Origin of the sequence: Streptomyces caelestis (assembly GCF_001279005.1) — a bacterium.
Lineage (GTDB): Bacteria > Actinomycetota > Actinomycetes > Streptomycetales > Streptomycetaceae > Streptomyces > Streptomyces heliomycini.
In genome coordinates, this window is record NZ_LGCN01000177.1 from 1 (window position 1) to 25,712 (window position 25,712).

Annotated in this window: 24 protein-coding genes and 1 pseudogene; 10 read left to right on the forward strand and 15 right to left on the reverse strand. The window is 72.7% G+C overall.

The features are described 5' to 3' along the window. A pseudogene (locus tag ADK41_RS43170) lies at nt 1–195 on the reverse strand (BrnA antitoxin family protein); the annotation flags it as partial. 155 nt (nt 196–350) lie between these two features. Between ADK41_RS43170 and ADK41_RS15415 the strand changes: the two are divergent. Further along, nucleotides 351–788, forward strand: a complete 438-nt coding sequence (locus ADK41_RS15415; protein WP_030835266.1) for a MarR family winged helix-turn-helix transcriptional regulator — start codon at nt 351–353, stop codon at nt 786–788. 36 nt (nt 789–824) lie between these two features. Then, nucleotides 825–2,189 carry an MFS transporter gene (locus ADK41_RS15420; protein WP_030835269.1) on the forward strand — a complete coding sequence of 455 codons (1,365 nt, stop codon included), beginning with the start codon at nt 825–827 and terminating at the stop codon, nt 2,187–2,189. Nucleotides 2,190–2,210: 21 nt separating this feature from the next. On the opposite strand, the gene ADK41_RS15425 is transcribed toward ADK41_RS15420, so the two are convergent. Continuing rightward, nucleotides 2,211–2,798, reverse strand: coding sequence for a Uma2 family endonuclease (locus tag ADK41_RS15425; RefSeq protein WP_030835272.1), 588 nt, complete (start codon nt 2,796–2,798; stop codon nt 2,211–2,213). A 113-nt stretch (nt 2,799–2,911) separates the two neighbouring features. Here ADK41_RS15425 and thpR point away from each other — a divergent pair, with 113 nt between their 5' ends. Then, nucleotides 2,912–3,508, forward strand: a complete 597-nt coding sequence (gene thpR / locus ADK41_RS15430; protein ID WP_030835275.1) for an RNA 2',3'-cyclic phosphodiesterase — start codon at nt 2,912–2,914, stop codon at nt 3,506–3,508. A 127-nt stretch (nt 3,509–3,635) separates the two neighbouring features. Here the strand turns inward: thpR and ADK41_RS15435 are convergent, their stop codons facing one another. From ADK41_RS15435 to ADK41_RS15445, 3 genes are all read right to left on the reverse strand, one after another. Then, entirely contained in the window at nt 3,636–4,628 is a 993-nt protein-coding gene (locus tag ADK41_RS15435) for an aldo/keto reductase (RefSeq protein WP_030835278.1), read from the reverse strand. A 30-nt stretch (nt 4,629–4,658) separates the two neighbouring features. Continuing rightward, nucleotides 4,659–5,264 (reverse strand): Uma2 family endonuclease, encoded by a 606-nt coding sequence (locus ADK41_RS15440; RefSeq protein ID WP_030835280.1) that lies wholly within the window; start codon nt 5,262–5,264, stop codon nt 4,659–4,661. Between the two features lie 110 nt (nt 5,265–5,374). Beyond that, nucleotides 5,375–6,052 carry an SGNH/GDSL hydrolase family protein gene (locus ADK41_RS15445; protein WP_030835285.1) on the reverse strand — a complete coding sequence of 226 codons (678 nt, stop codon included), beginning with the start codon at nt 6,050–6,052 and terminating at the stop codon, nt 5,375–5,377. Nucleotides 6,053–6,140: 88 nt separating this feature from the next. On the opposite strand from ADK41_RS15445, the gene ADK41_RS15450 reads away from it, so the two are divergent. Then, a complete protein-coding gene (locus tag ADK41_RS15450) occupies nt 6,141–7,118 on the forward strand; it encodes a hypothetical protein (RefSeq protein WP_030835288.1) in 978 nt (325 codons plus the stop codon). 439 nt (nt 7,119–7,557) lie between these two features. Further along, nucleotides 7,558–8,544 carry a hypothetical protein gene (locus tag ADK41_RS15455; RefSeq protein ID WP_030835291.1) on the forward strand — a complete coding sequence of 329 codons (987 nt, stop codon included), beginning with the start codon at nt 7,558–7,560 and terminating at the stop codon, nt 8,542–8,544. Nucleotides 8,545–8,613: 69 nt separating this feature from the next. Here the strand turns inward: ADK41_RS15455 and serC are convergent, their stop codons facing one another. The 7 genes from serC to ADK41_RS15490 form a co-directional block, all read right to left on the reverse strand. Then, nucleotides 8,614–9,732 carry a phosphoserine transaminase gene (serC, locus tag ADK41_RS15460; protein WP_030835294.1) on the reverse strand — a complete coding sequence of 373 codons (1,119 nt, stop codon included), beginning with the start codon at nt 9,730–9,732 and terminating at the stop codon, nt 8,614–8,616. A 125-nt stretch (nt 9,733–9,857) separates the two neighbouring features. After that, nucleotides 9,858–11,108, reverse strand: a complete 1,251-nt coding sequence (locus ADK41_RS15465; protein WP_199821905.1) for a cytochrome P450 family protein — start codon at nt 11,106–11,108, stop codon at nt 9,858–9,860. Beyond that, the gene (locus tag ADK41_RS15470) at nt 11,105–12,340 is read right to left on the reverse strand and encodes a cytochrome P450 (protein WP_030835301.1); all 1,236 of its coding nucleotides are present in this window, start codon (nt 12,338–12,340) and stop codon (nt 11,105–11,107) included. Before ADK41_RS15470 ends, ADK41_RS15465 begins: the two co-directional genes overlap by 4 nt. Beyond that, entirely contained in the window at nt 12,337–12,954 is a 618-nt protein-coding gene (locus tag ADK41_RS15475) for a GTP-binding protein (RefSeq protein WP_030835304.1), read from the reverse strand. Before ADK41_RS15475 ends, ADK41_RS15470 begins: the two co-directional genes overlap by 4 nt. Further along, nucleotides 12,935–13,282 (reverse strand): DUF742 domain-containing protein, encoded by a 348-nt coding sequence (locus ADK41_RS15480; RefSeq protein WP_030835307.1) that lies wholly within the window; start codon nt 13,280–13,282, stop codon nt 12,935–12,937. The genes ADK41_RS15475 and ADK41_RS15480 overlap by 20 nt, the downstream gene beginning before the upstream one ends. Further along, nucleotides 13,279–13,686: a roadblock/LC7 domain-containing protein gene (locus tag ADK41_RS15485; RefSeq protein WP_030835310.1), complete on the reverse strand. Its 408-nt coding sequence runs from the start codon at nt 13,684–13,686 to the stop codon at nt 13,279–13,281. The genes ADK41_RS15480 and ADK41_RS15485 overlap by 4 nt, the downstream gene beginning before the upstream one ends. Next, the gene (locus ADK41_RS15490; protein ID WP_030835313.1) at nt 13,683–15,728 is read right to left on the reverse strand and encodes an ATP-binding protein; all 2,046 of its coding nucleotides are present in this window, start codon (nt 15,726–15,728) and stop codon (nt 13,683–13,685) included. Before ADK41_RS15490 ends, ADK41_RS15485 begins: the two co-directional genes overlap by 4 nt. Nucleotides 15,729–16,037: 309 nt before the next feature. Between ADK41_RS15490 and ADK41_RS15495 the strand changes: the two genes are divergently transcribed. Next, complete coding sequence (locus ADK41_RS15495; RefSeq protein ID WP_030835316.1) at nt 16,038–18,905, forward strand: FAD-binding and (Fe-S)-binding domain-containing protein; 2,868 nt, start codon at nt 16,038–16,040, stop codon at nt 18,903–18,905. Nucleotides 18,906–19,122: 217 nt separating this feature from the next. On the opposite strand, the gene ADK41_RS15500 is transcribed toward ADK41_RS15495, so the two are convergent. Next, nucleotides 19,123–19,575: an NUDIX hydrolase gene (locus ADK41_RS15500; protein ID WP_030835319.1), complete on the reverse strand. Its 453-nt coding sequence runs from the start codon at nt 19,573–19,575 to the stop codon at nt 19,123–19,125. A gap of 225 nt (nt 19,576–19,800) precedes the next feature. On the opposite strand from ADK41_RS15500, the gene ADK41_RS15505 reads away from it, so the two are divergent. Continuing rightward, on the forward strand, nt 19,801–20,748 hold the full coding sequence (locus ADK41_RS15505) for an EamA family transporter (RefSeq protein WP_030835322.1): 948 nt from the start codon (nt 19,801–19,803) through the stop codon (nt 20,746–20,748). 11 nt (nt 20,749–20,759) lie between these two features. Here ADK41_RS15505 and ADK41_RS15510 read toward each other — a convergent pair whose 3' ends face one another. Together ADK41_RS15510 and ADK41_RS15515 are read right to left on the reverse strand one after the other, a co-directional pair. After that, nucleotides 20,760–21,065: a helix-turn-helix domain-containing protein gene (locus ADK41_RS15510; RefSeq protein ID WP_030835324.1), complete on the reverse strand. Its 306-nt coding sequence runs from the start codon at nt 21,063–21,065 to the stop codon at nt 20,760–20,762. Then, nucleotides 21,062–21,535 carry a type II toxin-antitoxin system RelE/ParE family toxin gene (locus ADK41_RS15515; protein WP_030835327.1) on the reverse strand — a complete coding sequence of 158 codons (474 nt, stop codon included), beginning with the start codon at nt 21,533–21,535 and terminating at the stop codon, nt 21,062–21,064. Before ADK41_RS15515 ends, ADK41_RS15510 begins: the two co-directional genes overlap by 4 nt. 83 nt (nt 21,536–21,618) lie before the next feature. Between ADK41_RS15515 and ADK41_RS15520 the strand changes: the two genes are divergently transcribed. Genes ADK41_RS15520 through ADK41_RS15530 form a run of 3 tightly spaced genes read left to right on the forward strand, consistent with a single transcriptional unit; the run spans nt 21,619 to nt 25,705 of the window. Beyond that, complete coding sequence (locus ADK41_RS15520; RefSeq protein WP_030835329.1) at nt 21,619–22,416, forward strand: TIGR03084 family metal-binding protein; 798 nt, start codon at nt 21,619–21,621, stop codon at nt 22,414–22,416. Then, entirely contained in the window at nt 22,413–24,110 is a 1,698-nt protein-coding gene (locus ADK41_RS15525; protein ID WP_030835333.1) for an acyclic terpene utilization AtuA family protein, read from the forward strand. The genes ADK41_RS15520 and ADK41_RS15525 overlap by 4 nt, the downstream gene beginning before the upstream one ends. Continuing rightward, entirely contained in the window at nt 24,107–25,705 is a 1,599-nt protein-coding gene (locus ADK41_RS15530; protein WP_030835336.1) for an acyl-CoA carboxylase subunit beta, read from the forward strand. Before ADK41_RS15525 ends, ADK41_RS15530 begins: the two co-directional genes overlap by 4 nt. The last annotated feature ends 7 nt before the right edge of the window (nt 25,706–25,712 follow it).

Here is a 25,712-nt window from a genome sequence, read left to right on the forward strand (position 1 = left end):
TACGAGCGCAAAGGCAGCCACTTCCTGGCCTTCCTCGGACTCGCAGCGGTCCTGACCTGCTACAAGAAACTCGCAAAGTTCACCACGTGAGACAAGCTCATAGTCCTGGACGCTCATGCCGCGTCTGGCGGCATGCCCACGCAGCCGTTCGATCAGGTCGTGGTCGATGCGCAGGCTGAACACCTCGGTCCCCATGCGGACGAGGGTCGCTGCACACCACGGTGCGGCGTGCCGCGATGCACGGAGGAATCACTCGTACGGGTGATGGAGCGTGACAGTGGCGGGGGTCACGGGCGTGTACGCGTCCTCCGGGTGGTCTTTAGCGAGAGTAATGAGTTACGCTAAAGAACATGCCGGACTTCAGCCATGGCGACGACGCAGCCGCCGTGAACGCCCTCCGATCCGCCGTGATGCGGCTGTCCCGTCGGCTCAAGCACCAGCGCGTCGACGAGTCCCTCAGCCCCACCGAGATGTCGGTGCTGGGCACCCTGGCCCGCTGCGGCCGGGCCACCCCGGGCGAGCTCGCCCGCAAGGAGCACGTCCAGCCGCCGTCGATGACCCGCATCGTGGCCCTGCTGGAGGCCAAGGGACTGGTCCGCCTGGAGCCGCACCCCGACGACCGGCGTCAGAAGGTCGTCACGCAGACCGAACGGGCCGAGGCGATGCTCGAGGAGAGCCGCCGCAAGCGGAACGCGTTCCTCGCCTCACTGGTCGGGGAACTGGACGACGACGAGTGGGCGAAACTGCGCGCCGCCGCCCCCGTGCTGGAGAAACTGGCGCACGTCTGAGCACACCGCACAGCAGCAAGTAGGAGGCGAACCCTTTTGAGTACGGGATCCGGAGCAGCTTCCGCCCCCGCACCTGACCACCGCGACACCCTGGCCGCCCCCGACACCCCCGCCCGCAAGAACTCGATGTTCTCCTCGCTGCGGATCAGGAACTACCGCCTGTTCTTCGCCGGCCAGGTCGTCTCCAACATCGGCACCTGGATGCAGCGCATCGCCCAGGACTGGCTGGTGCTCAGCCTCACCGGCTCCTCGGCCGCCGTCGGCATCACCACGGCCCTGCAGTTCCTGCCGATGCTGCTGTTCGGCCTGTACGGCGGCGTCCTCGTCGACCGTCTGCGCAAGCGCCCCACGCTGCTCGTCACGCAGACCGCGATGGCCCTCACCTCCCTCGCGCTCGCCGTCCTCACCCTGACGGGACGGGTCGAGGTCTGGCACATCTACGTCGCCGCCTTCGCCCTCGGTCTCGCGACCGTCGTCGACAACCCGGCCCGCCAGTCCTTCGTCTCCGAACTCGTCGGCCCCGGCCAGCTGCAGAACGCGGTCAGCCTGAACTCCGCGAACTTCCAGTCCGCCCGCCTGGTCGGCCCCGCCGTCGCGGGGCTGCTGATCACCGGCGTCGGCACCGGCTGGGCGTTCCTCCTCAACGGCCTGTCCTTCATCGCGCCGCTGGCCGGCCTGATGATGATGCGCGCCCGCGAACTGCACCCCGTCGAGCGCGCCCCGCGCGGCAAGGGCCAGCTGCGGGAGGGCGTGCGCTACGTCACCGGACGCCCGGAGCTGATCTGGCCGATCGTCCTGGTCGGCTTCATCGGCACCTTCGCCTTCAACTTCCCCGTCTACCTCTCGGCCTTCGCCGACGACGTCTTCCACGGGGGCGCGGGCGTCTACAGCATGTTCAACACCCTGATGGCGGTCGGCTCGGTCTCCGGCGCCCTGCTCGCCGCCCGGCGCGGCACGGCCCGGCTGCGGCTGCTGATCCTGGCCGCGATCGCGTTCGGCACGCTGGAGATCCTGGCCGCCGCGTCGCCGCGGCTGTGGATGTTCGCCCTGATCATGGTCCCGCTGGGCCTGTTCTCGATGACGGTCAACGTCACCACCAACACCAGCCTCCAGATGGCCACCGACCCCGTCATGCGGGGCCGTGTCATGGCCCTCTACATGATGGTGTTCCTCGGCGGCGCCCCGGTCGGCGCCCCGATCGTCGGCTGGATCACCGACACCTACGGCGCCCGCGTCGGCTTCGCGGCCGGCGGCGCGGTCGCGGTGGCCGCGGCGTCCGTCATCGGCCTGATCCTGGCCAGGGTCGGCGGACTGCGCCTGTCGGTGGCCTGGCACCGCGGCCACCCCAGCGTCCGCTTCGTACCCCGCGAGCGTCAGGAGGCACTGGCCCCGGCGGTGTGACCGCCGGACCGCGGGACGCGGTCAGCCGCGCGGGAACTCGTCGGTCTTGAGGACGAGACCGACGACCGTTTTCACCAGGTCGATCTCGACGCCGAAGTCGAAGCGCGCGTTGCCGTGGTACTTCCCGTCCTTCGGCAACGTGTGCAGGTGCCACTCACCGGTGTACGGATCGACGATCAGATATACCGGCACACCGGCGGCGGCGTACGTGTCCTTCTTCGGCCCGTAGTCGTTGCCGGCGGTCTTCCGGGAAATCACCTCGGCGATGAACTCGACGTCCTCGCAGCGCCACTGTCCCTTGCCGTTCCTGGTCGCGCCCTCGGCCAGCAGCGTCACGTCGGAGGCGAAGCCGTTGAGGTGTCCCGGGTAGTCGATGCGGACGTCGGATTTGACACGCTTGCGCGGGTACTTCACGCGCAGCTGATCGTAGATGTCCGCGATGATGTCCCAGTGGGTGTCCCGCTGCGGCGTCATGAAGATGTTCCCCCCGACGATCTCGGTCTTGTAACCCTCGGGGATGGGCATCTTCTCCAGCCACTCGAACATCATGTCGAGCGTGAGCTCGTCGCCGCTCTCGGCCATCTCGATCCTGTCTTCGAGGACGGTCATCGTGGCGCTCCTCCCCGGCTGTCGCTCGATGCGCACAGCCGCGCGGTACAACGATACGCACGGCGACCGGGACACGGCTGAGCGTACGTACGTTCTCCTGTGAGACTGGACGTATGAGACTCTTCGCCGCCGTGCTGCCCCCCGAGGACGTGCTCCAGGAGCTCGCCGCCGAGGTGGCGGCGTTGCGGAGGCTGCCCGGGGCGGACGGGATGCGGTGGACCGGGCGGGCCGGGGGGTCCCCCGACGGAGTCGCCGACTGGCACTTCACGCTCGCCTTCTACGGCGAGGTCGACGACGGGCTCGTGCCGGAGCTGACCGCGCGGCTGGGGCGGGCCGCGGCCCGGACCGAGCCGTTCCGGATCGCCCTCGCCGGCGGCGGTCAGTTCGGGCACGGCCGGGTGCTGTGGGCCGGGGCGGAAGGAGACCTGGGCGCCATGCGGCTGCTGGCCGAGCGGGCCGGGGCCGCGGCGCGCAAGGCGGGCCTGGCCATGGACGAGCACCGGCACTACAAGGCCCACCTGACGGTGGCCCGCAGCCGGGACGCCGTCGACGTACGGCCGTACGTCGAGTCCCTGCGCGCGTTCCGCGGCCGGCCCTGGACCGTGGACGAGCTGGTGCTGGTGCGCAGCCACCTGCCGACGTCCGGGGTGCCGGGCGAACAGCCCCGCTACGAGGCGGTCGCCCGCCGGTCACTGGGCGCGGCCGGTTAGGCTCGAAGGCGTGGACCCGAAGACCCGTAACCGGATCATGGCCGGTGCGCTCGTGCTGATGTTCGTCGTGGTGGCGCTGGCGGCGGCGCTGGGCAGGTAGCGCCGCCGCCGGTCGCCGTACGCGCCGCTACCAGGCGAAGGCCTCCGGCGACGGCCCCGGACCCGGGAAGATCTCGTCCAGCGAGGTCAGCAGCTCCTCGCTCAGCTCCAGCTCGACCGCCCGCAGCGCGGAGTCGAGCTGCTCGGCCGTGCGCGGTCCGACGATCGGGCCGGTCACGCCGGGCCGGGTGAGCAGCCAGGCCAGCGCCGCCTCGCCGGGCTCGACCCCGTGCTTGTCGAGCAGGTCCTCGTACGCCTGGATCTGCTCGCGTGCCTTGGCGTCCTTGAGCGCGTCGGCAGCGCGGCCGCTCGCCCGGCGCCCCTGGGTGGCCTCCTTCTTGAGCACGCCGCCCAGCAGACCGCCGTGCAGCGGCGACCACGGGATGACCCCGAGGCCGTACTCCTGCGCGGCCGGGATGACCTCCATCTCGGCGCGGCGCTCGGCGAGGTTGTAGAGGCACTGCTCGCTGACCAGGCCGATGGTGCCGCCGCGCCGGGCGGCGATCTCGTTGGCCTGGGCGATCTTGTAGCCGGGGAAGTTCGAGGAACCGACGTAGAGGATCTTGCCCTGCTGGACCAGGACGTCGATCGCCTGCCAGATCTCCTCGAACGGCGTGTTCCGGTCGACGTGGTGGAACTGGTAGACGTCGATGTAGTCGGTCCCCAGCCGCTTCAGCGAGGCGTCGACGGCCCGCCGGATGTTCACCGCCGACAGCTTGTCGTGGTTGGGCCACGCCTCGTCGTCGGCGCCCATGTTCCCGTAGACCTTGGTCGCGAGGACCACCTTGTCGCGGCGGTCGCCGCCCTTCGCGAACCAACTGCCGATGATGCTCTCGGTACGGCCCTTGTTCTCACCCCAGCCGTACACGTTGGCGGTGTCGAAGAAATTCAGACCCGCGTCCAGCGCGGCGTCCATGATGGCGTGGCTGTCGGCCTCGTCGGTCTGCGGACCGAAGTTCATCGTCCCGAGGACGAGCCGGCTGACCTTGAGTCCCGTGCGTCCGAGCTGCGTGTACTTCATAATCATCAAGCCAACGACTTGGAGTGCGCTCTATGCAAGAGGGGGCCGGTCCCGGGGGAAGCCGTCGGTGCTCACGGTCAGGTCGGCCACGGTGCCGGTCAGATCGATGTCGTCGCCGAAGTCCACCCGCGTCCTGGTGACGTAGTCGCCGTTCTTGGGGTCGGTGTAGACGTGGCAGCGGCCCTGGTAGGGGTCGGCGATGACGTAGAGGGGGACCTCTGCGGTCGCGTAGGCGGCCTTCTTCGGACCGTAGTCGTTGGCGGCCGTGCCCTCGGAGATGACCTCGAAGACGAACTCGACATCCTCGTAGCGCCAACGGCCCTCGTCGTCCTTCTCGGCGGAGGTGCGGAGTACGGCGACGTCCGGGCAGAGACCGTTCTCGTGGCCGGGGAAGTCGATGCGGACGTCCGAGAACACCAGCACATCCATCCCGAACCTGTCCTCGACGGCTCGTACGATCCGGCGGATGATCCCCCAGTGGGTGTCACGTTGCGGTGTCATGTAGACGTTGCCCCCGACGATTTCGACCTTGTATCCCTCGGGGACGGGCATCTTCTCGAGCCGCTCGAACATCTCGTCGAGCTGGCGCGTGTTGTCGCTCTCGGCCATCGCGATCCTGTCGTCGAGGACGGTCATCGTGGCACTCCTCCCCGGCCGCCCACGGACGAGTGCGGCCGCGCGGTACAACGATACGCACGGTGAGCGGGACACGGGCCCGGGCGCATATGCCGGACGCCCCGGGGCCGCTACGCCGCCCCGTACGGCCCGCCCAGCCCCCACCCCCGCCACATCGCCTCCGCGAAGGCCCCCGCGATCTTGTGCTCGCCGCTCTCGTTGGGGTGCGTGCCGTCGTACGTGTCCGTGTGGAAGTCGTACGACGCCGGCGGCGGGACCAGCAGCAGCGGCGAGCCCGCCTCGTCCAGGTCGGCGACGGTCTTCGCCAGGAGTTCGTTGAAGCGGGCGACCTGGTCGGCGAAGGCCGGGTCCGACTCCACCCGGATGTTGCGGATCACCGGCATGACGGCCACGCGGACGCGCGAGCAGGCCTCCCGCGCCGCGGTCACGAAGGCGCGGACGTTGTCCGCCGTCTGCTCGGCGTTGGTGTAGAAGCCCAGGTCGATCAGGCCCAGCGACACCAGCAGCACGTCCGCGCGGCAGGAGCGCACGGCCTCGCCGATCAGCGGGGCCATGTGGTGCCAGCCCTCGCCCCAGCCGGCCAGGTGGGCGCGGGGGAAGCCGGGGTCGGCGTACGCGTGCGACGTGGGGGCGTCCGATATCGGGTCGTGGAGCGTCTCGCGCGGGCCGACCAGCGTGAAGGGGCCGTCGTACGCCGTGCACAGGTGCTGCCACAGCCGGTAGCGCCAGGTGTGCTCACCCGCGCTCCCGATCGTCATCGAGTCGCCTACGGGCATGAACCTGAGCACCCGATCATCATGGACGATCGGCCCGACCGCCGCGATGTGAGTCCGGACACCACCCGTGAAGTGCGTTGATTGATGGCACTCTTGGCACATGCGCCGACCCTTCGCCCTGCTCGCCGCGACCCTCCTCACGGGCGCGCTCACCGTGCCCGCCGCCTCCGCAGCCGACGGCGACGAGGGCTTCACCCTCAAGGACCCGCGCATCACCGAGTCCAGCGGACTCGCCGCCTCCCGCCTCCACCCCGGCGTCTACTGGACCCACAACGACAGCGACGACGGCCCCTACCTCTACGCCGTCGACGGCGCGACCGGCGAGACCGTCGCCCGCCTCACCCTCACCGGCGTCGGCACCCCGCGGGACGTCGAGGCGATCTCCGTCGGCCCCGGCAACAGGATCTTCGTCGGCGACCTGGGCGACAACCTCGGCGGCACGTGGCCGTACGTCTGGATCTACGAACTCCCCGAGCCGAAGAAGCTCGAGGACGCGACCGTGCGGGCCACGCAGTACGTCGTGAAGTACTCCGACGGGGCCCGGGACGCCGAGTCGATGGTCGTGCACCCGAAGACCGGGCGGGTCTACATCATCGACAAGAAGGAGGAGGGCGGGCACCTGTACGAGGGGCCCGAGAAGCTCTCGCCGTCCGGGGACAACGTCTTCGAGCCGGTCGCCCCCGTCGACCTGTGGGCCACCGACGCCGCGCTCTCCCCCGACGGCGAACGGCTCGCCGTGCGCGGCTACTTCGGCGGCATCCACTACTCCTGGAACGGCGGGAGGCCGAAGCGCGAGGGGCGGCTGAGCGTGCCGCTCCAGGGGCAGGGGGAGTCCGTCACCTACTCCGCCGACGGGTCCCGGCTCCTGTACGGCAGCGAGGGCGGCCAGAGCCCGGTCGAGGCCCGGGAGGCCCCGGGCGGGGACAGCGGGGACGGCGGCGGGAAGGGCGCCCGGACGGAGGGCGGGGAGAGCGCCGCCGGTGACGGGAGCGGGAACGGGAACACCGTCAAGGTCGTCGCGGCGGCCGTCGTCGTCGCGGTCCTGTTCGGACTGGTCCGGCGCCGCCGCCGGGGCTGAACCGGCCCCCGGCCGGGCGGGGCGCCGCCGCCGTTGGGACGACGGTCGGCGCATACCCCGAGGGCCGGGTTCCGCTGACACAGGAGCAGTGGACACGGGCCGACGAGAAGATCGTGGCACTGTGGGAGAGCATCGGATTCCGGCGTCACCCCAATCCGCTTGGTCATCTCCTCGACCCCAGGAGCGCGGATGCCCGTGACCTACAGAGCGAGCAGCGCAAGAAGTTCGACGCGCTCGCGGATGCCTACCGTGCGCACCTTCACCGTCGACCAGACGGCCGCCCGCGCTCTTCGGCACGGACGCCCAGCGGGTGAGGAGTCACCTCGGCGGAGGTATCAAGGTCTGGCGGTGTCATAGTCCTCCGGAATATTCACTCGACCGATTGAATCCGCCCCCGTACTGCGGCAGACGGGACGGCCGCCCCCTTATGTTCCGTCGCATGGTCAGTTCACCGCATGAGGCGTTGCACCGGATCTTCCGGGTGGATCCGGGGCTGTTCGCCCGGCTTCTGCCGCGGGCGGGCATCCGTTTCCCGGAGCACACCGCGATCGAACCCCTGGACACGGATCTCACCGAGATCAGACCGCTTGAGCGCCGGGTGGACAGTGTGTTCCGGGTACGTGTGGCCGGTGAGGAGGGCGGCTTCGTGCTCGCCGTCGAGGCGCAGGGCAAGCCGGAACCGGACAAGCACAACAGCTGGACGTACTACCTGGCCCACCTGTATGCCAAGTACCGGTTGCCGCCGTTCCTCCTGGTGGTGTGCAAGGACAAGGCGACCGCCGCGTGGGCGGCGGAGCCGATCCGTGTCGGTCGCGGGTTCCACACGAGCATGGTCGTCTTCCCGCTGGTCCTGGGGCCTGGAATCCTCCCCGTGATCACCGAGGCGGACGAGGCGGCCCGGGACCTCGGAGTCGCCGTCTTCTCCGCGCTCGCCTACGCCAAGGATCCGGCGCTGACTGTGATACTGGACGCGCTGGCGTCAGGAGTGGCGGACAACGCCGACAAGTCCCGGTCCGAGGGCGACACCGAGACGGGCGAGGGTGGGGACGTGGACCGCGTGGACTGGGCGGAGATCGTCGAAATCGGCCTGGGCGAGGGCCCGGGCCGTGAGTACTGGAGGCATCTGATGGCCACTTACACCCCGAACTTTCCGGGCAGCAACACGATCGTCGAGGAGTCCTGGCTCGAAGGCCGCGCCAAGGGCAAGGAGGAGGGCAAGGCAGAAGGCAAGGCCGAGGGCAAGGAGGAGGGCAAGGCCGAGGGCAAGGCCGAGGACGTTCTGCACATTCTCGATGTGCGGGGCATCGAGATCTCCGACTCCGTCCGGGAGCGGATCACCGGCTGCACCGATCTCGACGTGCTGGGGACCTGGCTCGACCGCTCCCTGAGCGCGGAGCGTGCCGAGGAGCTGTTCGTCGAGGAGTAGAGCGTACGGATGCGCGAGGGGCGCCCGGCGATGATCCGCCGGGCGCCCCTCGGTGTCGTACGGGTACGGCTACAGCTGCTCGATGACGTAGTCGACGCACTTCGTCAGGGCCTCGACGTCCGCCGGGTCGATCGCCGGGAACATCGCGACGCGGAGCTGGTTGCGGCCGAGCTTGCGGTAGGGCTCGGTGTCGACGATGCCGTTGGCCCGCAGGACCTTGGCGACGGCGGCGGCGTCGATCTCGTCGGTGAAGTCGATCGTGCCGATGACCTGGGAGCGCTTGGCCGGGTCGGTGACGAACGGGGTGGCGTGCTTGGACTCGTCCGCCCAGGTGTACAGGCGGGTCGAGGAGTCCTTGGTGCGGGCCGTGGCCCAGTCCAGGCCGCCCTGGCCGTTGAGCCACTTCAGCTGCTCGTTCAGCAGGAACAGGGTGGCCAGCGCCGGGGTGTTGTAGGTCTGGTTCTTGCGGGAGTTGTCGATCGCCGTGGGCAGGGAGAAGAACTCCGGGACGTGACGGCCGGAGCCGTGGATCCGCTCGGCGCGCTCGATCGCGGCGGGGGAGAACACGCCGATCCACAGGCCGCCGTCGGAGGCGAAGGACTTCTGCGGGGCGAAGTAGTAGACGTCCGTCTCGGCGATGTCGACCGGGAGGCCGCCCGCGCCGGAGGTGGCGTCCACCAGGACCAGGGAGCCCTCGTCGGCGCCGGCCACGCGCCTGATCGGCATGGCGACGCCGGTGGAGGTCTCGTTGTGGGTGAAGGCGTAGACGTCCACGCCGGCCTCGGCGACCGCCTCGGGGTGCGTGCCCGGGTCGGCGGAGACGACGGTGGGCTCGGCCAGCCACGGGGCGAGCCCCGCGGCCTTGGCGAACTTGGAGCTGAACTCGCCGAAGGTGAGGTGCTGCGACTTGTTCTCGATCAGGCCGTGGGTCGCGATGTCCCAGAAGGCGGTGGAGCCGCCGTTGCCGAGGATCACCTCGTAGCCGTCGGGGAGCCGGAACAGCTCGCGGACGCCCTCGCGTACCGAGCCGACCAGGTTCTTCACCGGGGCCTGGCGGTGGGAGGTGCCGAGCAGGGATGTGCCGGTCGCGGCCAGGGCGTCCAGCGCCTCCGTCCGCACCTTGGAGGGACCCGCACCGAAACGACCGTCGGCGGGCTTGATGTCAGCAGGAATCCGGATCTCAGCCACGAGCGGAGCCTAGCGGTTGCGGGAAACCCGGGCGAAACGTCGTCCGTCCGCTGAGACGGGCGGGGGACGGAATCGAGACGGGCGGCGGACGGACCGGGGGGAGGCCCGCCCGCCACCCGCGTCGCTCACCCGCCCAGCTTCACCGGAAGCTCGAACAGGTCGTTCTGGGTGACCACCGGCTTGTTGCGCAGCTCGCTCGCCGGGACCGCCAGGTCCAGCTCCGGGAAGCGGGCGTACAGGGCCGGGAGGGCCACGCCCGCCTCCAGCCGGGACAGGGCCGCGCCGGGGCAGACGTGCGGACCGTGGCCGAAGGAGATGTGCCGGTTGGCACTCTCGCGGGTGATGTCGAAGACGCCGGCCGTCGGACCGTGCGCCCGCTCGTCGCGGCCGATCGCGGCGTACGACACGATCAGCGCGTCACCGGCCGGCAGGACCTTGTCGCCCACCGGCACGTCCTCGGTCGCGAACCGGATCAGCACGTGGGACGTCGGCGTGGCGTACCGCAGGGTCTCCTCGACCACCGCCGACCAGTCCGCCTCGCCGGACAGCACCAGCTCCCGCTGCTCGGGGTGGAGGGACAGGTTGACCACCGCGTTGACGATGAGGGAGATCGTCGTCTCGTGGCCGGCCGCCACCATCAGCTGGAGCGTGGCGACGATCTCCTCGTCGGTGAGGCGGTCGCCGTCCTCCGACGCCTGGATCAGCGCGGAGGTCAGGTCGTCGCCCGGGTGCTCGCGCTTGTGCGCGACCGTCTCGGTCATGATCCGGGCCAGCTCGGTCAGCGTCGCGATGACCTCGTCCGGCGGGGTCTGCGTGGAGAAGAACTTCTCGAAGAGCTCCTTCAGCCGCGGCAGCCGCTCCTGAGCCAGCCCCATCAGGTCGGCGACGACGTACATCGGCAGCGGGTAGGCGAACGCCGCCTTCAGGTCGACCGTGTCGCCGGGCTGCGCGGCCACCTGGTCCAGCAGGCCCTCGGTCAGCTCCGTGATCCGCTCCCGCATCCGCTCCACCCGGCGCGGGGTGAGCGCCTGCGCGACCAGCGTGCGCAGCCGGCGGTGGTCGGCGCCGTCCACGGTGAGCATGGAGCGGGGCGGATTGGCCAGCCCGATCAGCGGCCAGTCGGGGGCGATCTCGCCGCGCTGCCAGGCGGTCCAGACGTTGATGTCCTTCACCAGGCGCGGGTCGGTGAGCAGCTTCTTCGCCTCGGCGTGGTGGGTGACCGCCCACACCGGCACGTCACCCGGCAGCGTCACGGCGGCCAGCGGCCCGGCCGCCCGCAGCGCGGCGCTCTCCCCGTCCAGGTCGGAGACGAAGGGGTCGAGGGGGATGCGGGTCTGTTCGGTCCCCGTCGTCATGGTGTCCGTACCAGCCGTCATGCGGGCGAGCCTCCAAGGGCGGGAGTGGGTGTGAACGTGACCGGGAGTTCGGACAGTCCGCGCAGCCACGGCGACGGGCGACGGGTCAACCGCGCGGCCGGCACCGCGAGGTCGATGTCCGGCAGCCGGTCCAGTACGACCTCGATGCCGGTCCGGGCGATCACCTCGGCGATCTCCTGCGCCGGGAACGGGCAGCGGTGCTCCCCGTGGCCGAAGGAGAAGTGGGCGCCGTTGCCGCCGGTCAGCGCCGAGCCGTCGGTGCGCACCTGCGGGTCGGCGTTGGCGCCCTGCAGCCCGAGCAGCACCATGTCGCCGGCGCGGATCCGGCGGCCGCCGAGCTGGGTGTCGCGGGACGCCCAGCGGGCGGCCACGTTCTGGCTCGGGGTGTCCTCCCACAGCACCTCGTTCATCGCCTCGGCGACGCTGTTGCGGCCCCCGAACAGGGAGGCGGCGAACCGGGCGTCGGTGAGCATCAGGTGCAGGGAGTTGCCGATCCAGTCGGCGGTCGGCTGGTGCCCGGCCGCCAGCATCACCATCAGGTCCTGGAGGATCTCCTCCTCGGTGAAGCCGGAGGGGTCGGCGAGCATCCGGGACGCGACGTCCTCGGCGGGCGCGTCCTTGCGGGCGGCCACCAGCTCCGTCATCGACGTGAACAGGTGGCTCTGGCCCGCGAGGGCCCGCTCCCGCCCGTCGATCATGTCGTTGAGGGCGGTCACCAGGGCCGGGCCCTCCTCGTCGGAGAAGCCGAAGAGCCGGGCCAGCACCCGCACCGGCAGCAGCATCGCGAACTCGCCGATCAGGTCGGCGGTGCCCCTGGGGCAGATGCCGTCGATCAGCTCGTCCGCGAACTTCTCGGCGTAGCCGCGCAGTTCGAACGGGTCGACCGCCTCCAGCGCGTTCCCCAGCATCGCGGCCCGCTCGCGGTGCCGCTCGCCGACGGTGTAGAGGATCGACGGCTGCCTGTGGCCGATCATCGGCAGCAGCGGCCAGTCGTCGGGGATGTTCTCCCACTGGTTCCACAGCTCGGAGTCGCGGCTGAACAGCCCCGGGTCGCCGGTGACCTGGTGCAGCTCGCGGTAGCCGAGCACCAGCCACGCCGGCGCGTCCCCGTCCAGCACCACCGGGACGACGCTGCCGTGCTCGCGCCGCATCTCCCGGTACACGCGGGCCGGGTCGTCCTGGAGCAGGGACCCCTGGAAGCGGACGGCGTTGGGAAGGGAGGCGGGACTCACACCAGCTCCTGACGGGGGGCTCGGGCCGGGTCGGCGTACAGGGCCTGGATGTGCTCCACCAGCGTGATCAGCACGATCTTGCTGGACTCCCGGGACCGCGCGTCGCAGTTCACCAGCGGCACGTGCGGGTCGAGGTCGAGGGCCTCGCGGATCTGCTGGGGGGTGAAGGTGGGCCCGCCGAAGTCGTTGCAGGCCACGATGAACGGCGTGCCGTGCTTCTCCAGCCGGTCGATGGCGTACCAGGAGTCGTCGATACGCCGGGTGTCGACCAGCACGACCGCGCCGAGCGTGCCGGAGAACAGCCGGTCCCACAGGAACCAGAAGCGTTCCTGGCCGGGCGCGCCGAACAGGTACAGCACGTTGTGCGCGTCGAGGGTGATGCGGCCGAAGTCGAAGGCGACGGTGGTCGCGGTCTTGCCGCGCACCCCGCTGAGGTCGTCGACGGCCTCCCCGGCCTGGGTCATCGTCTCCTCGGTGTTGAGGGGACGGATCTCGCTGACCGAACGGACCATCGTGGTCTTGCCGGCGCCGAAGCCGCCCACGACCACGATCTTCAGGCCGTTGTCGGCCGACGCGCCCAGTGGCGTGCGCGTCTCAGAGGTTGCGGAGTCCAACGAGCACCTGCTCCAGGATGTCGGGGTCGGGTACGGCGGCCTTGCGGGGGTGACGGGCGCTGACCCGGCCCGCCGCCTGCAGGTCGGAGAGCAGGATCCGGGTGATGCTGACGGGCAGCTTCAGCTCGGCCGCGATCTCCACGACCGCCGTGGGGCGTTCGGTCAGCCGCAGGATCGCCGCGTGCTCGGACTGCATGCCGGGCACCGGGTCGCACTCGGCGACGACCAGGGTCACCAGGTCGAAGGGGTTGTCGGGACCGGACCGGCTGCGCCCTCCGGTGAGGGTGTAGAGCCGGTCCGGGGAGTCGTCCCTGCCGGGCCTGCTCATGAGGTGCGCGGCTGCGCGGTCAGGTGCTCGCCGAGCTGCTCCACGAGCTCGCTCATGTTGTGCCCGATGAGCCCGGCGTCCGCGTCCTCGGTGGTGACGACGGCCAGGTGCGCGCCCTCGCCGGCCTCCACGATGAACAGCACGCCGCCGTAGAACTCGGTCATCGCCGAGCGCACGCCGCCGCTGCCGTCGCCGAACTCGACGGAGGCGCCGTGCGACAGCGACTGGATGCCGGCGGCGATCGCGGCGAGCTGGTCGGCCTGGTCGGCGGACAGCTCCGGGGTGCGGCACAGTTTCAGGCCGTCACGGGAGAGCACGAGCGCGTGCCGTGCGCCCGGCGTGCGCTCCAGCAGGCCCTCTAGCAGCCAGGTGAGCTTCTCGTCGGCGGTCGTCGTGCCGGTCATGAGGTGGTGTCGCCTTCCGGGTTCGCGGGGGTGGGCTGTGCTTCGGGGGTTGGGCCGGCGGTGGCGCCGGTGTCCGGGTCGGCCGTGTCGTCCGGGGTGGGAGGCCGGACGGCCTGGCGGAAGCTGCTGAAGCGGGCGGTGCGCGCCTTGGTCTCCTCGGCGGTGGGGGCGGGCCGGTGCACGGCGCCGCGGTTGCCCGGACGGGTGCGCTCGGCCTCGGCGAGGGTGCGGCCCCGGCTGCGGCGGGGCAGCACGAGGGGCGGGGCGTCGGCGTTCCGGTCCGGGGACCCGTGGGCCGGCACCGGGTCGGGGTCGAGGTCGGCGCCGGCGCGGGAGGCCGCGTAGGAGGGGGCGGGGCGGGCGCCCCCGGAGGGCGCCGGCCGGTCCGCCGGGGCGGTGCGGGCGCCGTCGCCGGCGCCGTTCCCGGTCGCGCCGTCGCCGTCGTGCGCGGTGACGTGGCTGGTCTCCGGTTCCGGCCGGTCGGGGGCGGTGGCCGCGCGGCGGTGGGGGAGGACGCCGGCCGCCTTCTCCGCCGGGGCCCCGGGGGCGGGCGTCCCGGTGAGTGCGGCGGGGGTCGCGGGGACGGACGGGGTGTCGGCCGCCGCGGTGGGGCGGGACGCCGGCGCGGTGGCGCCGCCGGCCGTCACCGGGGCCGTGGGGTTCGCGTCCGACGGTACGAGGATGTCCTGCGGGACGAGCACCAGGACGCCCGTGCCGCCGCGGGCCGAGGGCCGGTAGGAGACCCGGAGGCCGTACCGCCGGGAGAGCCGGCCGACCACGGCGAGACCGAGCCGGGTGCCGGTGAGGCCCCCGAGTTCGGCGGACTCGCCGGAGACCGCGCGCTCGGCGCGGCGCAGCTGCGCCTCGCCCATGACGAGTCCGCTGTCCTCGACGGAGACGATGACCCCGGCCGGGACCTCCTCGACGTAGACGTGGACCTCGGCGGTCGGCGGCGAGAAGTTCGCGGCGTTGTCCAGGAGTTCGGCGAGCGCGTGCATCACGCCCTCGGCGGCGTGCCCGGCGACCGCGGTGTCGCTGGCGGAGTGGACCCTGATCCGCTGGTAGCCGCTGATCCGGCCCATGGCGCCGCGCAGGATCGACTCCATGGAGATGGGCCGGGCCCAGCGGCGGCCGGAGCGGGCGCCGGTGAGGACGGCGACGGAGTCGGCGAGCCTGCCCGCCTGCGCGGTGCGGTGGTCGAGGTGGAGCAGGTCGGCGAGGACCTCCTCGTCGTGGTGCTTCTCCTCCATCGCGCGCAGGTCGGCGAGCATGCCGGTGGCCAGGGCCTGCATGCGTCCGGCCGCGTTGGCGGTCGCGGACAGCGCGGCGGCCCGGGCGCCGTCGGCCGCGCGCAGCCGGGCGGTCAGCCGCGCGTTCTCCGCGGTGAGCCGGTCCCGGTCCGCACCGAGCCGGTCCAGCTCCGCGGTCAGCCGGTCGCGCTCCTCCGCGTGGTCGCGGGCCGACCGGGCGGTGTGGGCGCCGTGCTCCTCGGTGATGAGGCGCAGTTTCCCGGCGTGCTCCTCGGCGAGCCGCTTCAGCGCGGCGGTGTGGTCGTCCGTGAGCCGGGCCCGCTCGTCGGCGTGCTCCCGCGCCAGGCGGGCGGTGTCGGCGGCGTGCTGCCCGGCGAGGCGGTCGCGCTCGGCGGCCAGGGCCTCGGCGAGGTGGTTGCGCTCCTGGTCCAGCTCGGCGGACAACCGGGCCCGCTCGCGGGTGAGTTCGCCGGTCAGCCGCTCGTGCTGGCGACGGGACTCCTCCGCCAGCCGGGCGCGTTCCTGGAGCAGCTGGCCGACGTCCTGGGTGACGGCGTCCAGCCGGGTCCGGGCGGCCCGCGCCGACAGGACGGCGTACGCGGCCACCGTGGCGGCCGCGCACAGCAGCACGGCGGCGACCGCCCCGGTCACCACGACGGCGGTGACCGCCGAGTCCGGCACGAGGAAGGCGGCGGCGACGACCGCGACCGCGGCGAGCGCCGCGGTGAGCAGCGGGACGGGCAGCAGGCTGCGGGGGGCGGGGCGGTCGCCGGGGAGCAGGGGAGAGGTCATCAATCAGGGTCCTCGGTCGGTCCTCGGTCGGGTCCTCGGGCGGTCCGCGGGCGTACACCGTCGTGTCTGCGCGGTCCTCGGGTGGTTTCGCGGGAGCGCCGGACCCGGTTTCGGGGTCGCTTTCGAACGAGTCCGACAACTGCGCGCAACTCGCGGTCACTATATGAGAGTTCGTGTGCGACTTGGGAAGATTCCGCTTCCGTTTTCGTCAATCGCCCCATCCCTGGCGTTCGTCGGGGCCTTCCGCGGCACCGCGGGGCGCGGGGCGCCGCCGCCCGCGTTCGGCCTCGGCGGGGGCATCCTGAGGACATGACGGATCACCGGGAACTGTCGGCCGGGCTGCGGGCGGCCGTACGCGGCGAGGTCGACTTCACCGCGACCGCACGGGCGCTGACCACGATGGACGCCTCCAACTACCGCCGGGTACCGCTCGGCGTGGTGGCCCCGCGGGACGCCGACGACGTGGCGGCGGCGCTGTCGGTCTGCCGGGCGTACGGCGTCCCCGTGGTGCCGCGCGGCGGCGGCACCTCGATCGCGGGGCAGGCGACCGGCACCGGGGTGGTGCTCGACTTCACCCGCCACATGAACCGTCTGCTGTCCCTCGACCCGCAGGCCCGCACGGCCGTCGTCCAGCCGGGCCTCGTCCTCGACCGCCTCCAGGAGGCCGCCGCCCCGCACGGCCTGCGCTTCGGCCCGGACCCCTCCACCCACAGCCGCTGCACCCTCGGCGGCATGATCGGCAACAACTCCTGCGGCTCCCACTCGGTGGCCTGGGGCACGACGGCCGACAGCGTGCGCGAACTGGCGGTCGTCACCCCGGGCGGGGAGCGCCTGCGCCCCGGCCGGGGCGGGGCCGGGGCCCCGGCGGGACTGCGGGACCTGGTGGACGGCGAACTGGCCCGCCTGCGCACCGGCTTCCCCGACCTCCCCCGCCGCATCTCCGGCTACGCGGTGGACGCCCTGCTGCCCGAGAAGGGCGCGGACGTCGCCCGCTCCCTCTGCGGCTCGGAGGGCACGCTGGCCGTGCTCACGGAGGCGGTCGTGGACCTCGTACGGGCGCCGCGCGCGCGTGCGCTCGCCGTGCTGGCGTACGCGGACGAGCGCGGGGCGGCCCAGGCGGCGGCGGGGCTGCTGCCGTACCGGCCGCTGACCGTGGAGGGCATGGCGGCGGACCTCGTGCCGTTTGGCGCGGACCTCCCGCGCGGGGGCGCCTGGCTGTTCGTGGAGACCGGCGGGGACACGGAGGCGGAGGCGCGCGCGGGTGCGGAGACGATCGTCCGCGCGGCCGACGTCCTGGACTCCCTGGTGGTCACCGACCCGGCCCGGCAGCGCGCGCTGTGGCGCGTCCGGGAGGACGCGAGCGGCACGGCGACGCGCATGCCGGACGGGACGGAGGCCTGGCCCGGCTGGGAGGACTGCGCGGTGCCGCCCGCCCGGCTCGGCGCGTACCTGCGCGACTTCCGGGCCCTCATGGCGGACCACGGCCTGCGCGGCACCCCGTACGGGCACTTCGGGGACGGCTGCATCCACGTCCGCATCGACTTCGACCTGCTGACCGCGCCGGGCGTCGCCCGCTTCCGGCGCTTCTCGGAGGAGCTGGCCGACCTGGTCGTGGCGCACGGTGGCTCGCTCTCCGGCGAGCACGGCGACGGCCGGGCCCGCGCGGAGCTGCTGCCGCGCATGTACGGCGCGGAGACGGTCGCCCTCTTCGAGCGCGTGAAGGCCCTCTGGGACCCGGACGACCTCCTCAACCCCGGCATGCTGGTCCGCCCCGCACCCCTGGACGCCGGCCTCCGCTTCTCCGTCCTCCCGCGCGAACCGGTCGACGTCGCCTTCGGCTACCCCGCCGACGGCGGCGACTTCCCGGCGGCGGTACGGCGCTGCGTGGGCGTCGCCAAGTGCCGTACGACGTCCGTGTCCGGGCCGGCGGTGATGTGCCCGTCGTTCCGCGCGACGGGCGAGGAACAGCACTCCACGCGCGGGCGCGCGCGCCTGCTGCACGAGATGCTCGCGGGCGAGCTGGTGACCGACGGCTGGCGCTCCACGGAGGTACGGGACGCGCTCGACCTGTGCCTGTCCTGCAAGGGCTGCCGCTCGGACTGCCCGGTCGGGGTCGACATGGCCACGTACAAGGCGGAGTTCCTGTACCACCACTACGCGGGCCGCCGCCGCCCCGCCGCGCACCACACGATGGGCCGGCTGCCGGAGTGGCTGGGCTGGGTGGGGCGGACGAGGTCGGCGGGGGCGGTGAACGCCCTCGCCTCGGTGGGGCCGCTCGCGGACGTGGCGAAACGGCTGGGCGGGATCGCGGGGGAGCGGGAGATCCCCCGGGTGGCGGGGGAGACGTTCACCCGGTGGTGGCGGGGGCGGGGAGGGCCCCTTGGTGAGGGGAAGCCGGTGGTCCTCTGGCCGGACACCTTCACCGAGCACCTGTCGCCGTCGGTGGGCCGGGCGGCCGTACGCGTGCTGGAGGCGGCGGGCCTGCGGGTGGTGCTGCCGCCGACCCTGCGGCTGACCGGCCGCCCGGTGGGCGACGCCCGCAGCCGCTCCGCGCTGTCCCTGCTGACGGCCCGCAGGGGCCGGGTCTGCTGCGGCCTGACGTACATCTCCACGGGCCGGCTCGACCGCGCCCGCACGGTCCTGCGCCGCACCCTCGACCTCCTGGAACCGGTCCTGGCCACCGACGCCCCCCTGGTCGTCCTGGAACCGAGCTGCGCGGCCGCCCTGCGCACCGACGCCCCGGAACTCCTCCACGACGACCCCCGCGCGGCCCGGCTCGCCGCACGGGTCCTGACCTTCGCGGAGACCCTGGAACGGCACGCCCCGGACTGGACCCCGCCCGTGCTGGACCGCCCGGTCACCGGCCAGACCCACTGCCACCAGCACGCGGTCCTGGGCGAGGACCCCGACCGCCGGCTCCGCGCGGCGGCCGGCCTCACCGGCGACCTCGCGGGCGGCTGCTGCGGCCTGGCGGGCAACTTCGGCTTCGAGAAGGGCCACTACGAGGTCTCCAGGGCCTGCGCGGAGGACCGGCTCCTGCCGTCGGTACGGGAGGCCCCGGAGGGGGCGGTCGTCCTGGCCGACGGTTTCTCCTGCCGGACGCAGCTGGAGCAGCTCGCGGGAGTACGGGGGCGGCACCTGGCGGAGGTGCTGGCGGCGGCTCTGGAGAACACGTGAGCGGTCGCCGCCCTTCTGTCCTCGACGCGCTCGGTCGGGCTGCCGCAGCCCGCGTTCTCGGCTCTCCGCCACCCACGACGCATCGGCGCGGGCCCGGGTGAGGCACTCGGTGGGACAGCGGAGCCCATCCGCCGGTGTGTCCGGGAGGAGGCCCCGGGCAGGGGCGAGCATCTCCCCGCCCCGTGCGCGGGCCGGCGCGGTGCGCGGGCCGGCCCGTTCAGGGAGCCGTCTCGCCCCGGACCAGGGGGTGGCACACCGGCTGGACGCCCTCCGGGAGGTCGTCCGGGCGGCACCAGCGGGCCTCCAGGATCTCGAAGGGGTCGAGACGCATGTCGCCGCCGAGCAGGCGGGCCTCGTAGGCCACCTCCAGGCGGGTGCGCAGGCCGCTGTTCAGCATGACGAGGCGGCCCACCTCCACGTCGAGGTTCGTCTCCTCCTTGACCTCCCGCACCACCGTCGCCCGGAAGTCCTCGCCCTTGCGGGCGAAGCCGCTCGGCAGGCCCCACTGGCGGCCCGGCGGCCACATCCGGTGCCGGAGCAGCAGGACCCGTCCCTCGTCGTCGCGCACCACACCGGTCACGCCCACCACGTACTTGGTGTGCAGCAACCACATGATGCGGCTCTGCACGGGGCGCAGGAGCCGCCAGAGACGGGCAATGAGTCGTCGCACGGGACCTCGGACGGTGTGGGAGCGGACGCGGGTGATCACCGGTGGGAACGGTACCCGGTGGGTCCACGTGGCGGACGGAGTTGACCGGGGCGGGGCGGGGGCCGCATCGTCAGGCATGTAAACGCCTCACGGTACTGACGTAGTCCAATGCGCTGGACTGGACAGTTCATCGCGATGCACACTCGATACCGGCAAGTGTCCGCTCCGACGTCCCTGGAAGGCCCCGTGACCACCCCCAGCGCCACCACCCCGTCCACCCCCGCAGGAACAGGTCCGCACGGCGGTGCGGACCTGCCGGCCGGCGGCCCGCGCGGGCGGGGCTCCCTGGGCCCGGTGGGGCTGGTCCTCGCGGGCGGGATCTCCGTGCAGTTCGGCGGGGCGCTGGCGGTGACGCTGATGCCGCGGGCCGGTGCGCTCGGGGTCGTCGCGCTGCGGCTGCTGGTGGCGGCGATCGTGCTGATGGTGCTGTGCCGGCCCCGGCTGCGCGGGCACTCGCGCGCCGACTGGGGCACGGTGATCGCCTTCGGCGTCGCCATGGCCGCGATGAACGGCCTCTTCTACCAGTCCATCGCGCGCATCCCGCTGGGCCCCGCGGTCACGCTGGAGGTGCTCGGCCCGCTCGCCCTGTCCGTCCTGGCCTCACGGCGCGCGGTCAACCTCGTGTGGGCCGGGCTTGCCCTGGCCGGTGTCTTCCTCCTCGGCGGCGGAGGCTTCAGCGGCCTCGACCCGCTGGGTGTGGTCTTCGCCCTGGGCGCCGGCGCCATGTGGGCGGCGTACATCGTCTTCAGCGCGCGTACGGGCCGCCGTTTCCCGCAGGCGGACGGACTCGCCCTCGCGATGGGCGTGGCGGCGGTCCTCTTCCTGCCGCTGGGCATCGCCGAGTCCGGTGCGAAGCTCCTCGACCCGACCGTCCTCGGCCTGGGCGCGGCGGTCGCGGTGCTGTCCTCCGTGCTCCCGTACACCCTCGAACTCCTCGCCCTGCGCCGCCTGCCCGCCTCCACCTTCGCCGTCCTGATGAGCCTGGAACCGGCCCTCGCGGCCGCCGCGGGCTTCCTGATCCTCGACCAGGCCCTCTCCGCCACGGAGGCCGCCGCCATCGCCCTGGTCGTCGCGGCGAGCATGGGGGCGGTGCGGACGCAGGTGGGGCGGCGGAAGGCCGGCGCCGGGCTGTGATTCGTCGCGCTTTACAGCCGTACCGAAAGGTTTCCCACAGTGGCCGTTATGGTCAGCTCGCCACCGATCGCGTGCAGGTACGCCGCCATCGTCGAGGTGTCCAGGCGAGCGGTGCCCCGCTCGATCTGACTGACCCGGCCCTGGGTGACGCCCATCGCCTTGGCGACCTGAACCTGGGTGAAGCCTTGAGCCTTGCGGAGGGCGGCCAGTTCGTGCCCGCGCTCCGCGTCGATCATCTCCGCCTTGATGGCGTCGATGCGCTCGCGCTTCTCGGGGGTGATGTCGGCCGTCAGGTCGTCCATGGAGCCAAGCTTCATTTGCCCTGCCCTTCCTTCTTCTCCTGCTCCAGCGCATCAAGGTAGGCGGTGAACTTGTCGTCCGCCTCTTTGATCGCCCGGGGGTACCAGGCCGCCCATCGGCGCCCGGCGGCCTTGTTGCCCGCCACCAGGAAGATCGCCCGCCGCTCGGGGTCGAAGACGAACAGCATCCGGATGCTCACCGTCCCGCCGCCGCGTGGACGTAACTCCCGCATGTTCCGGTAACGGCTCCTCCCGATCGCGCCGACCGTCGGTCGCCGAAGCGCCGGGCCCACTTCCTGGAGCCGTTCCAGGGCGGCTATCACGTGGAGGTGGCTGTCGGGGTCCTCCTTGGCGAGCGTCTTGATCCAGTCCAGCACGTCTTCGAAGAAGCGCAGCTCATAGGGTTCGGCCGCAGCCAGAAAATTAGCACGAGCTAATATTGCGGGCAAGTGGCGGGCCGCCGCCCCGGCGGAAAAGCCAGCAATCATGCTTGATTGTTTTATTCGCCGCTGCCATGCTCCACGCAACCGCGCCGCACACCGCCGTGTCCGTGCCCCGAGGGGAGCGCCTCGTGTCCGACCCGACGCCCGTGATCGACGATCTGCGTGAGGAGAGCGAGGAGGTCGACCGGCTGGTGGCCGGGCTCGACCCCGCGCAGTGGGCGCTTCCGACGCCCGCCGCCGGCTGGACCGTCGCCCACCAGATCGCCCACCTCGCCTGGACCGACCACTCCGCGCTGCTCGCCGTCACCGACGCGGACGGGTTCCGGACGCTGGTGGAAGGCGCCCTGAACGCCCCGCACACCTTCGTCGACGAGGGCGCCGAGGAGTACGCCGGGGCCGCGCCCGCCGACCTGCTCGCGCGCTGGCGCGAGGGACGCGCGGCGCTGGAGAAGGCGCTGCGGGAGGCGCCGGCCGGGGCGCGGTTCCCCTGGTACGGGCCGCCCATGTCCGCCGCCTCCATGGCCACCGCCCGTCTCATGGAGACCTGGGCCCACGGACAGGACATCGCGGACACGATCGGTGTGATGCGGCCACCCGGCGCTCGGCTCCGGCATGTGGCGCGGCTCGGGGTGCGGACCCGGGACTTCGCCTACGGCGTGCACGGGCTCACCCCGCCCGCCGAGCCCTTCCGCGTCGAACTCGTCGGACCGGGGGGCGAACTGTGGGCCCACGGCCCCGAGGACGCCCCCCAGCGCGTCACCGGACCCGCCCTCGACTTCTGCCTCCTGGTCACCCGGCGCGCCCACCGCGCGGACCTCGCCCTCACCGCCGACGGCCCCGACGCCGACCGCTGGCTGGACATCGCCCAGGCCTTCGCGGGCCCGCCCGGCGGCGGCCGGGAGCCGAAGGGGGACACCGCGCGGTGACGACGACGGCGACGCCCCTGCGCATCGGCAACTTCTCCGGCTTCTACGGCGACCGCGCGGGCGCCCTGCGCGAGATGCTCACCGGCGGCGAGGTCGACGTCCTCACCGGCGACTACCTCGCCGAGCTGACCATGCTCATCCTCGCCCGCGACCGGCTGAAGGACCCCTCCGCCGGATACGCCCGCACCTTCCCGCGGCAACTGGAGGACTGCCTCGGCCTCGCCCGCGAGCGGGGCGTCAGGATCGTCACCAACGCGGGCGGGCTCAACCCGGCCGGACTCGCCGACGCCGTACGCGCCCTGGCCGACCGGCTCGGCCTCCCCGTACGGGTCGCCCACGTCGAGGGCGACGACCTCACCGCGCGGTACCCCGGCAGCCTCGCCGCCCACGCCTACCTCGGCGGCTTCGGGATCGCGGAGTGCCTGCGCGCGGGCGCCGACGTGGTCGTCACCGGGCGGGTCACCGACGCGGCCCTCGTCACCGGGCCGGCCGCCGCCCACTTCGGCTGGACGGCGACGGACCACGACCGGCTCGCGGGGGCCGTCGTCGCCGGGCACGTGCTGGAGTGCGGGGCGCAGGCGACCGGCGGGAACTACGCCTTCTTCGGCGAGCGCCGCCCCGGCGACCTGCGGCGGCCCGGGTTCCCGCTCGCCGAGCTCCACGCCGACGGCACCGCCGTGATCACCAAGCACCCCGGCACCGGCGGCTTCGTCGACGTCGGCACGGTGACCGCGCAGCTGCTGTACGAGACCGGCGGCGCCCGGTACGCCGGGCCGGACGTCACCGCACGGCTGGACACCGTACGGCTCGCCCAGGACGGACCCGACCGGGTGCGCGTCGAAGGGGTCCGGGGGGAGGCGCCCCCGCCCACGCTCAAGGTCGGGCTCAACCGGCTCGGCGGCTTCCGCAACGAGGTCGTGTTCGTGCTCACCGGGCTCGACGTCGAGGCCAAGGCCGGGCTCGTGAAGGAGCAGATGAGCGACGCGCTCGCCACGTCCCCTCCCGCCGACGTGCGCTGGGAGCTGGCCCGCACCGACCGGCCCGACGCCGGCACCGAGGAGACCGCGAGCGCGCTGCTGCGTCTCGTCGTACGGGATCCCGCGCAGGAGGCGGTCGGGCGGGTGCTGAGCGGGGCCGCCGTCGAGCTGGCGCTGGCCAGCTACCCCGGATTCCATGTGATGGCGCCACCGGGCAAGGGCGCCCCCTATGGGGTCTTCGAGGATGTGTACGTCCCCCAGGGCGACGTCGACCATGTGGCCGTCCTCCACGACGGGCGCCGTGTCGCCGTGGAAGCCCCGCACGACACCGCCGTACCCGGCGACGTGCCGGAACCCGCGCTCCCCGAGCCGCTGTCCGCGGGACCCACCACGAGAGCCCCCCTCGGGCTCCTCGCCGGCGCCCGCAGCGGCGACAAGGGCGGCGACGCCAACGTCGGCGTCTGGGTCCGCTCCGACGACGCCTGGCGGTGGCTCGCGCACGAACTGACCGTCGAGCGGTTCCGGCAGCTGATCCCCGAGGCCGCCGGCCTGCCCGTCACCCGGCACGTCCTGCCCCGCCTGCGCGCCCTGAACTTCCTCGTCGAGGGCATCCTCGGCGAGGGCGTCGCCGCGCAGGCCCGTTTCGATCCGCAGGCCAAGGCGCTCGGCGAATGGCTGCGCTCCCGGCACCTCGACATCCCGGAGGTCCTCCTGTGACGGTCCTCGCGTCCACCCTGAACACGGCCGACCCGGAGTACCGGGCGCACCGCGACGCCATGCTCGCCAAGCTGGCCGCACTCGACGCCGAGCACGCCAAGGCCCTCGCGGGCGGCGGCGACACGTACGTCGAACGGCACCGCGGGCGCGGCAAGCTGCTCGCCCGCGAGCGCATCGAGCTGCTCCTCGACCCGGACACGCCCTTCCTGGAGCTGTCCCCGCTGGCGGCCTGGGGCAGCGAGTACACCGTCGGCGCCGCCCTCGTCACCGGCATCGGCGTCGTCGAGGGCGTGGAGTGCCTGATCACCGCCAACGACCCGACCGTGCGCGGCGGCGCGAGCAACCCCTGGTCGCTGAGGAAGGCCCTGCGCGCCAACGACATCGCGCTCGCCAACCGGCTGCCCGTGATCAGCCTCGTCGAGTCCGGCGGCGCCGACCTGCCCTCCCAGAAGGAGATCTTCATCCCCGGCGGCGCGATCTTCCGGGACCTGACCCGGCTGTCGGCGGCCGGCATCCCCACCGTCGCCGTCGTCTTCGGCAACTCCACCGCCGGGGGCGCGTACGTCCCCGGCATGTCCGACCACGTGATCATGGTCAAGGAGCGGGCGAAGGTGTTCCTCGGCGGCCCGCCGCTGGTGAAGATGGCCACCGGGGAGGAGAGCGACGACGAGTCCCTGGGCGGCGCCGAGATGCACGCGCGCGTGTCGGGCCTCGCCGACCACTTCGCCGTCGACGAACCGGACGCGCTGCACCAGGCCCGCCGGGTCGTCGCCCGCCTCAACCACCGCAAGGCGTACCCCGATCCGGGACCGGCCGCACCACCCGAGTACGACGAGGACGAGCTCCTCGGCATCGTCCCCGGAGACCTCAAGGCCCCCTTCGACCCGCGCGAGGTCATCGCGCGGATCGTCGACGCCTCCGACTTCGACGAGTTCAAACCCCTCTACGGGACGAGCCTCACCACCGGCTGGGCCGCCCTCCACGGCTATCCCGTCGGCATCCTCGCCAACGCCCGGGGCGTCCTCTTCAGCGAGGAGTCCCAGAAGGCCGCCCAGTTCATCCAGCTCGCCAACCAGCGCGACATCCCGCTGCTCTTCCTGCACAACACCACCGGCTACATGGTCGGCAGGGAGTACGAGCAGGGCGGCATCATCAAGCACGGCGCGATGATGATCAACGCGGTGAGCAACTCCCGCGTCCCCCACCTGTCCGTCCTCATGGGCGCCTCCTACGGCGCCGGGCACTACGGCATGTGCGGCCGCGCCTACGACCCGCGCTTCCTGTTCGCCTGGCCCAGCGCCAAGTCCGCCGTCATGGGCCCGCAGCAGCTCGCCGGCGTGCTGTCCATCGTCGCGCGGCAGTCGGCGGCGGCGAAGGGACGGCCGTACGACGACGAGGCGGACGCGGCGCTGCGCGCCATGGTGGAGCAGCAGATCGAGTCCGAGTCGCTGCCCGTGTTCCTGTCCGGCCGGCTCTACGACGACGGCGTCATCGACCCGCGCGACACCCGCACCGTCCTCGGCCTGTGCCTGTCTGCCGTCCACACCGCCCCCTACGAGGGCGCGCGCGGTGGCTTCGGCGTCTTCCGGATGTGAGGCCCAT